The organism is Streptomyces sp. Ncost-T10-10d, assembly GCF_900091955.1.
GTDB lineage: Bacteria > Actinomycetota > Actinomycetes > Streptomycetales > Streptomycetaceae > Streptomyces.
In genome coordinates this window covers 21,186-29,806 of record NZ_FMDF01000037.1, presented here as the reverse complement: position 1 = coordinate 29,806, position 8,621 = coordinate 21,186, and the positions used below count along the sequence as shown (strand labels likewise).

The 8,621-nt window shown below is 67.7% G+C and carries 6 protein-coding genes and 1 pseudogene; 4 read left to right on the top strand and 3 right to left on the bottom strand.

The window, feature by feature from the left end; genetic code table 11:
* Positions 1 to 38: 38 nt before the first annotated feature.
* Positions 39 to 779, bottom strand: a complete 741-nt coding sequence (locus GA0115254_RS04235) for a GntR family transcriptional regulator (RefSeq protein ID WP_256102390.1) — start codon at positions 777 to 779, stop codon at positions 39 to 41.
* 619 nt (positions 780 to 1,398) lie between these two features.
* On the opposite strand from GA0115254_RS04235, the gene GA0115254_RS04230 reads away from it, so the two are divergent.
* From GA0115254_RS04230 to GA0115254_RS04215, 4 genes are all read left to right on the top strand, one after another.
* A complete protein-coding gene (locus GA0115254_RS04230) occupies positions 1,399 to 2,688 on the top strand; it encodes an extracellular solute-binding protein (RefSeq protein WP_176739980.1) in 1,290 nt (429 codons plus the stop codon).
* A 74-nt stretch (positions 2,689 to 2,762) separates the two neighbouring features.
* Complete coding sequence (locus GA0115254_RS04225) at positions 2,763 to 3,665, top strand: carbohydrate ABC transporter permease (RefSeq protein ID WP_218105508.1); 903 nt, start codon at positions 2,763 to 2,765, stop codon at positions 3,663 to 3,665.
* Entirely contained in the window at positions 3,665 to 4,585 is a 921-nt protein-coding gene (locus tag GA0115254_RS04220) for a carbohydrate ABC transporter permease (protein WP_176739979.1), read from the top strand. The genes GA0115254_RS04225 and GA0115254_RS04220 overlap by 1 nt, the downstream gene beginning before the upstream one ends.
* 25 nt (positions 4,586 to 4,610) lie before the next feature.
* Positions 4,611 to 7,451 (top strand): fibronectin type III domain-containing protein, encoded by a 2,841-nt coding sequence (locus GA0115254_RS04215; protein WP_093893912.1) that lies wholly within the window; start codon positions 4,611 to 4,613, stop codon positions 7,449 to 7,451.
* On the opposite strand, the pseudogene GA0115254_RS04210 reads toward GA0115254_RS04215, so the two are convergent.
* Positions 7,433 to 8,003: pseudogene (locus tag GA0115254_RS04210) on the bottom strand (transposase); the annotation flags it as partial. The gene GA0115254_RS04215 and the pseudogene GA0115254_RS04210 sit on opposite strands and share 19 nt — an antisense overlap.
* A complete protein-coding gene (locus GA0115254_RS04205; protein WP_093893911.1) occupies positions 7,994 to 8,608 on the bottom strand; it encodes a TetR/AcrR family transcriptional regulator in 615 nt (204 codons plus the stop codon). The gene GA0115254_RS04205 and the pseudogene GA0115254_RS04210, both read right to left, overlap by 10 nt.
* Between the last annotated feature and the right edge of the window lie 13 nt (positions 8,609 to 8,621).

Sequence of the window (8,621 nt, the reverse complement as noted above, 5' to 3'; positions counted from 1 at the left end):
GCCGGTGGTGGCGGTCCGGCCGTCTGTCCGGTCCGATGTCAATCGGTGAAGTAGCCCGGGAACTCGGTGCGCAGCGCAGGGCCGCGTTCCAGAGCGCGTCGGGCGTGCCGGCTGATCAGCGCACGACCGGCGGGCAGATCGGCGTTCTCCAGCGCGTCCACGATCAGCCGGTGCTCGTCGATCAGTTCGCGCATCGTGGCGGCTCCGGGCAGGGCCAGCCGGCGGAGCCGGTCGAGCTGCAGCTTCATCCGCTGTACGGCCTGCCACGCCCCCGGATAGCCGCTGAGCGAGAAGATCTCGCAGTGCAGCGCCTCGTCGGCGAAGAAGAACGCGTCGTAGTCCTCGGTACGGCAGCTGTGCTCCTGCCGTTCGAGCAGTTCACGCAGTACGGTGACGTCCACCGTCGGGTCGGCGCACGCCACTTCGAAGGCCGCGACCTCCAGGCTCTCGCGGACGAAGCGGGCCTCTTCCACGTCACGCAGGCTGATCAGACCGACCCGCGTGCCGACCTGTGGCACCACACGCACGAGGCCCGCGTCGACGAGTCGTGCGAGGGCCTCGCGCACCGGTGTGCGACTGACGTGGAGTTGTCTGGCCAGGTCGGTCTCGGACAGGGAGGCTCCCGGAGCGAGCCGGAGTTCGCGGATCGCGGTGACCAATTCCTCGTAGACGCGGTCGGACGTCCGGGTCCGCGCCCCGTCCCGGGTGATCGGGGACAGTTCCGCATCGTGCCCGGCCGATGTCCGCTCAGGGATGCGCGGTTGTTGAGAGGGATTCACGAAATGATCGTTGCACGCCGTATGCTTGTATGCAAGTATCCCAACCATCGACCCACTCGTCGTGGAAGGGGAACACTGTGTGTGCCGACCCGCGAGACCCGTCACCATAGGTTCCGTCGTCACGTCCCCTGGTACCCAACGGATGTGACGAGGGGACCGGGGCCCCGTGACCGTACGGGGAGGCAGTGCCACGGCCGTGACCGTGGCAAGCCCGGTGCCCCTGTCCCACCAGTGCCGGGACCCGCGCCTCTCCGAGTGCGGCTTCCGCCGGACTGCCGGAACGCGCGGACGACCGAAGTTCCGGTACGTCCCCACAGTGAACGAACTCCCTTCGCGCAACCGTCCGTTGCCTGCTTCACCGGCATCGGATTCCGTCATTCGGCCCCCGCGGACCGCCCGTCCGCGCCCGGCCATGCGTCAGTACGTCCACCGCGCCCCTCCCGCCGGGCTTCGCAGCCGCCCGCCCGGCACAGAACGGGAACGCCGACGAACTGCCGCCGACCAGAACATCCCGCAAGACCAGCCAGGCACACCCCTGGCCGTCCGCAAGGGCGGCATCGATCCACTCATTGACACGAACAACGCTGTACAGAGCCGAAATTGAGAGGACGTCATGGTCATGCGCAGGGCGAGACTCGCCGCGGCGGCCGTCATCACCGCCACCGGCATCATGCTTTCGGGGTGCAGCGGCAGTACCGAAGCGAGCAGCAGCAGCGGCCCGGCCGAAATCACCTTCTGGGGCTGGGCGTCGGGCTACGAGAAGTCGGTCGAGCTGTGGAACAAGTCGCACCCGGACATCCACGTGAAGTACGAGGCGATAACCGACGGCGGCGCGGGCGGCTACGACAAGATGCTCACCGCCGCCAAGGCGGGCAAGGCCCCCTGCCTGGCACAGGTCGGCTACGAGACCTTCTCGAGCTTCCTTGCCGCCGGTGTCCTGCAGGACGTCAGCAGCTACGTCGAACCGCAGAAGGACGAGTTCGCCGACTGGGTGTGGGGCAACGTAGGCGTCAACGGCAAGGCCTACGGCGTCCCTGTCGACACAGCGCCGATGGCGATGTTCTACCGCGCCGACCTCTTCAAGAAGGCGCACATCGAAGTCCCCAGGACCTGGGACGAGTTCGCGACCGCCGCCGCGTCGGTGAAGGCCGCCGACCCGTCGTCCCGCCTCATGAACCTCCCCACCGACCCCTACCTCTACGGCGGATTCGCCTGGCAGGGCGGTGCACCCTGGTTCGGCGTCAAGGACGATGCCTGGTCCGTGTCGCTCGACAGCGCGGCCAACGGCAAGGTCGCTGGATACTGGCAGGGACTCTTCGACCGGGACCTCGTCACCTCCCACCCCGCCTTCGATGCCGCGCTGTACTCCGCGTGGAGCAAGGGCAAGGTCTGGGCGGAGGTCGGCCCGGTCTGGTCCGCCTCGCTCATCCGGGACAACGCCGCAGGCTCCGCGGGCAAGTGGGACGTCGCACCCATGCCCCGATGGGGCACACAGGACGCCGTCGGTAACTCGGGCGGCTCGGCCACGGCCGTGATGAAGGACTGCGCGAGGCCGAAGGAGGCCAGCGAGTTCGCCCTGTGGATGTCGACCGACTCCGGCTCGGTGTCGAACCTGATCGCCTCCGCGGCCATCCTTCCCGCCTCCAAATCCGGGCTCGCCAACAAGGCACTGGATGCCCCCCAGAGCTACTACGGAGGCCGGCCCGTCTACCAGCTGTTCCGTCAGGAGGCGGCCAAGGTGAGCCCCGACTGGCGGTGGGGCCCGGTCATGTCCACCACGGCCACGGCGCTCGGTGACGGTCTCGGCAAGGTGCACACCAAGAAGGGAACCTTCCAGGACGCCCTGAACAGCGCCCAGAAGGGCACGGTCTCCGCGCTGCGGTCCCAGGGATTCTCCGTGAACAAGTAGCCCCGCGCGGGGGCCGCGAGCCGACGTGGCCCCCGCTGGATCCGCAAACCCGCCACTCCACGGAAGAGGTGACCGTGTCCTCCTCGACGATCCGGCGGCGCCGACTGCGAGAACTGCGGCGAGCCGCACCCTTCGTCCTGCCGTTTCTTCTGCTCTTCGTCATCGTCTATCTGGTACCCACCGGGTACTCCCTGGGCCAGAGCTTCTTCGCCGAAAAACGCTCCGGCCTCGGCCTGTCCGGAGCCGAGTCCGTCTTCGCGGGCTTCGACAACTACGTCCGGGTGTTCCACGACACGGACTTTCTCTCATCCCTGGGCCGGGTGGCCTTCGTCGGCGTCATCCAGGTGCCCGTGATGCTCGCCATCGCGCTCTTCCTCGCCCTGCTCATCGATTCGTCGGCGACGAAGGGGCGCAGGTTCTTCCGGATCGCCTACTTCATCCCCTACGGGCTGCCCGGTGTGATCGCCGGTCTGGTGTGGTCCTTCCTGTACGCGCCCTCGCTGAGCCCCATCGCCGGCTACCTCGGGTCGATGGGCGTCCACTTCAGCTTCGTCACCGATGGTGCCCTGCCCTTCTCGATCGCCAACATCCTGACCTGGGCATGGACCGGCTACAACACCATCCTGATCTTCGCGGCCCTGCAGGCGGTCCCCGAGGAGACCATGGAGGCCGCCACGCTCGACGGCTGCTCCGGCTGGAAGGCCGCGCTGTTCATCAAGGTCCCGCAGATCCGGCCGGCCCTGCTGCTCACCGTCGTCTTCTCCATCATCGGCACGTTCCAGCTGTACAACGAGCCGGCCACCATGAAATCCGTGGCGCCGAACCTGTCGTCCACCTACACACCGATCATGGCCGCGCTGCGGTCGCTGTCGGCCAACGACTTCAACTACGCCGCCGCGCAGTCCGTGGTACTCGGCGCGCTGATCTGCGTGCTGTCCGTCCTTGTCTTCCGCGCATCGGCCAGGAGCGTCGACTGATGACCGCCACCCTGCAACCGCCCACCCGAACCGCGTCCGTGGCCCGGGAACCGAGGCCGCGGCGCTCCCGGGCGGGCGCCCTCACGACAGTCAACCCGGCATCGCGCCTCTTCGTGCTCGCCGTCATGACCCTCTTCGCCGTCTACTTCCTGCTCCCGGTGTGGTGGCTGGTCGTCTCCGCCACCAAGGGGACCGGAGAGATGTTCTCGGGCAACGGCTTCTGGTTCGGCAGGCACTTCGCCCTCTTCGACAACATCCGGACCCTGTTCGAGGTCCAGGGCGGCATCTACTCCCGCTGGCTGCTCAACTCGCTGCTGTACGCGGTCGGCGGCGGGATCGTCTCCACGCTCCTGGCGTCCATGTGCGGTTACGCGCTCGCCAAGTTCCCGTTCCCGGGGCGCGGGGCGGTCTTCGGCACGGTGCTCGCCGCCGTGCTGCTGCCCGCACCCGTGCTCGCCATCCCCCTCTACCTCGTGTTCAGCTACACGGGGACCATCAACACCTTCTGGGCCGTGTTCGTCCCGAGCATCGTCAGCCCCTTCGGGGTGTACCTCAGCCGGATCTACGCCGCGTCCTCGATACCGGACGCCCTGATCGAGTCCGGGCGCATCGACGGAGCCGGCGAGATGCGCATCTTCGCGATGTGCGCGCGACTCATGGCACCCGCGATGGTCACGATCTTCCTGTTCCAATTCGTTGCGATCTGGACGAACTTCCTCCTGCCCTCGCTCATGCTCGCCGACACCTCGCTCCAGCCGGTGACGGTGGGGCTCGTCGGCTGGCGCGAACTCCAGGGTTATCCCGTCAGCTACACCACCGTCGTCACCGGCGCGCTGGTCTCCGTGGTGCCCGTCGTCGCCATGTTCGTGTCGTTGCAGTCGTTCTGGAGCAAGGGCCTCGTCACGGGCGCTGTCAAGTAGCCCACCCACCCCGAAAGGATGATCCATGAACATCCTGACGCGAAGACTGGCGGCCGTGTGCGTCGCTCTTCTTCTGACGGCACCAGGCAATACCGCCGTGGCAGCCGACGACCCGCCGACGAACCTGCTCGCCGCGGACCTGGACACCGGATTCGACGGCGGCCAGAGCCCGCTGACCATGTCCAGCCAGACTTCGGGAGGCACCCAGCAGATCGTGCAGGTCAACGGCGACAACGCCCTGGAACTCCGCGACGCCTCCCAAGGCACCAACCTATCCAGCTACTTCTACCACCGGTGGTCCGCCGGCGCGCTGAAGGACCGCATCAACGCCGTCTACAGCGAGCCGGTCGGCAGCCCCGCCCGGCAGTTCGTCCTCCAGTACGACCTGGCGCGGAGCGCGGCCAGCGACAAGCCCGTCGCCAAGGACATCTACGCGCAGATCCAGTTCGGCAACTTCGACAACAACCTCGTGCCGCGCTTCCCGGTGCCCGCGGTGAGCGTCACCACCACCCCCGCGTACACCGGCACCTCCGGCGGTCTGTCGCGGGTCGACGACACCTCCGTCCCGCAGTACCGCTTCACGATCGTGCCCAACGGCGGGCAGCGGCTCATCTCCACAGTGGAGTTGGGCTTTTCGGTACGCGTCGACACGGGCGGCACCGACGAGGCGATCACCGTCGACAACCTCGGCGTCTACGAGGCGGCCGGTGGCATCACCGACACGGAGCCTCCCTCCGCCCCGACCTCACCGACCGCCGCCGTCACCGCGGGCAGCGTCTCGCTCGGCTGGACCGCGTCGACCGACAACCTCGGCGTGACCGGGTACGACGTCTTCCGCGACAGCTACCAGGTCGCCTCGGTCGGCGGCACCACCACCTCGGCCCTCATCAGCGGCCTGATGCCCGCCACGAGCTACGACTTCACGGTGCGGGCAAGGGACGCGAGCGGGAACATCAGCGCGCTGAGCACGCCACTCAAGAAGTCGACCGGCCCGTACGTTCCCGAGTCGCCCGCCCCCTACCCCGGCACGCAGAAGAGCCGGACACAGTGGCTGTGGGACAAGACGAAGTCCATGAAGGAGGAGAGCGGCGCCGTCAACGTGGCCCAGTACACGGCGCAGCTCGCCGACCACGAGAATGTGGCGACGAACCTCGCCAAGCTCGACACCCAGTTCCAGAGCTACGACTACGAGCAGTACAAGACCATGGCGAAGATGTACTCCTACCTCATGGTCGGAGACCAGTTCAGCCCGGCCATGCGAGCGCACGTGCGCAGTTACTTCGCCTCGTACGCCTACCAGAAGCTCCCGCAGACCGAGAACCTGCGGATGAGCAATTACGCGACCGGGTACCTCGTCGGCCAGTACTTCCCCGACCTCGCCGACCTGAACGGCAACTCCGGGGTACAGCTGAAGGCCGCCAACAAGGCGAACGTCCTCGAGATGGTGAACGCGGGCGTGCGCGGTGGATGGGCGGAGTACCAGAGCCCCGAGTACACCTTCATGACGTACTTCTGTCTCAACGCCCTCTACCAGTGGGCCGACGACGCCCAGTTGCGCCGACAGGTGAAGATGGCGATGGACGTCATGTGGTTCGAGTGGGCGAACGACTGGATCGACGGCTACATGATCTCGTCGGAGAGCCGCGCCAAGGGCGACCTGTCCTCCGTCAATGATCCGACCTGGCGGCCCGCAGACCACTCGGTGCTCGCCTGGACGTACTTCGGAGCCCACCGCGCACAGCAGGGAGTGGGCGAATCCGACAACCCGGCACCCTCGGCGTACCGCCCCAACCTCGAGTACGCAGGTCTGGCGGCCTGGCCGGGGACGAAGTACACGCCGCCGGAGCCGGCGGTGGAGATCGGCCGGAAGACGGACAAGTCCTACACCGCCCACAAGACGAACCTCCAGAACTCCAGCGGCCACGCGATGGACATCTACCGCACGAGTTATGTGCGACCCACCTGGGGTCTCGGCACCGAGGTCCAGTACCGCAGGGTCGACAACTGGGTCGAGGATCTGCCGGTCGTGCTCCGCTGGCGGTCCGACGCCGCGAATCCGCTGTTCCGGCTGTCCGTCGACCAGGGCAACGCCTCGATCGGCGCCTACGACCAGCCCGCCGGCCAGCGGGTGATGCAGGACGGTCCCACGGCGGTCGGCGTCTACAAGTCGTCGGGCGACCAGACCTCGAACTACATCAACGCGCTGTTCCCCACCAACGGTTCGATCCGGGAACGGCGCGAGGTCGACGGATGGACGATCGCCGACACGGGATCGATGTACTTCGCGTACAAGCTGGCGAAGCCCGGAACCTGGTACCACCAGACACCGAACGACCCTGCGAACAAGGTGAAGAAGACGGCGCAGAACCATCCGACAGCCGGCCTCAGCTACAGCTATGACATTCTGCGCAGCCAGGCCGACAGCAACGGCTGGGTGCTGGAATCGGCGGATGCGTCCACGTACGCCGGCCTCGACGCGTTCGCGAGCGCCCTCACCAGTACCACCAGTATGGACGTGAGCCATGTCGAGGATACGAATCCGCGGCTCGTCTATCACAGCCTGACCGGGGACGACCTCGACATCACCTTCGACTCCGCGTCGGAGGCGCCCGGCGCCACCCATCTCGTGAACGGCACACCGATCGACTACGGTGCGTACAAGCTGTTCGACACTCCGTGGCTGCAGCAGGACAAGCTGGGCTCGACGTTCACCGCCTCAGTCGATGGCGAATCCGTCGTCTACGACTTCGACCACTGGACCGTGACCGCGGTGGAGGGCAAGGACCACGACAGACGCGGCCGCCCCCAGCACGACGCCCTGCGCGGCGGGTGCCTCCACGGACTTCGTCAAGGGGTGTGTTCGTAGCAGGTTCCGTCGCGGAGCATGGCGAAACGGATGCTGATGCGGTTGCGGGCGAGGCGGGGGAGGGCTTGGGTCTGGGCTTTGCCTCTATCGCGGCAGCGGTCGTGATCGGTGCCGGAGGCGGGGTCGTGCGGGGCTGCGAATGCGCAGAGAATCATGGTGCGTTCGGGCTGCCGATTCCCGCCTCCGGGTGCGTGCTCGCCGTGGATCGATGTTTCCGGACTGCCTGGTGGTGGGGTCGAGGCGCGGGCCGAGAACCCGGTCCGACGAAGGATGGAACCGGGTGAGCGGGCCGCGGGTGCGATCGCTGGTGCGGGTGGCTTCGGCGGCAAGGTTCTGGTCGCAGCCCACGCGGGCGGTCAGTTCGGCGGTGACCGGCGGCGAGGCCGGGGGAGCGCAGGGTGTGGGGCGCGGTGCCTGCGACGCCGCGATCGTCGCGGCGTCGCAGGCATCCGTCCATGCCTTGCCGGGGTAGAGGTCTGCGATCCGCCGCATCGCGAGGCCCGGCAGATGGGCGACCCGGCGGCCCGCGTCCCTGGCGACGGTCAGAGGCAGTCCGGCGGGGTGTCGTCGGTGCGTGTCCCCAGGCCGTCCAGGACCAGGTCGACCAGGACACGGGGGAGATCCTCGTCCAGGGGCTCCCGCGTGAGCAGCACTCTGCTGTGCAGGGGAGCGATCAGTGTTTCGAGCGCCACGCGCGGGTCGGTTCCGGCGCGCAGCTCACCTCGGGCGATGCCGCGTTCGATCATTACGGCGGCCAGCTCGATCCTTGATCGCCAGAACGTTTCGCGCGCCTTGGCCATCTCCGCGTCCTCCACGGGGATCACTGCGACGTGGGCGAGGACGGCGCCGAGGGGGCTGTTGAGGTAGTCCGCCACCAGGGTGGCGAAGGCCCGCAGGTCCTCTCGTACGGAGCCGGTGTCCGGTACCGGAATGCGGCGGTCGCTCGCGGAGAGCAGGGCGTCGATGAGGAGGTTCTCGCGGGTGCGCCAGCGGCGGTAGAGGGAGGTCTCGTTCACTCCGGCCCGCTTGGCGACGTCGGCGAAGCCGAACCGAGTCGTTCCGCCCTCGGCCAGCGCCTCGAGGGCGGCCTCGAGCACCGCCTTGCGCACGCGGGCGGCTCGTCCGCCGGGCCTGCGCTGGATCTCGTCTTCACTCACATGTATCACCTCT

Bases quoted from the DNA above. Each gene is read 5' to 3' on its own strand.
- GA0115254_RS04230 (WP_176739980.1), top strand. From the start codon at position 1,399: ATGCGCAGGGCGAGACTCGCCGCGGCGGCCGTCATCACCGCCACCGGC.
- GA0115254_RS04220 (WP_176739979.1), top strand. From the start codon at position 3,665: ATGACCGCCACCCTGCAACCGCCCACCCGAACCGCGTCCGTGGCCCGG.
- GA0115254_RS04215 (WP_093893912.1), top strand. From the start codon at position 4,611: ATGAACATCCTGACGCGAAGACTGGCGGCCGTGTGCGTCGCTCTTCTT.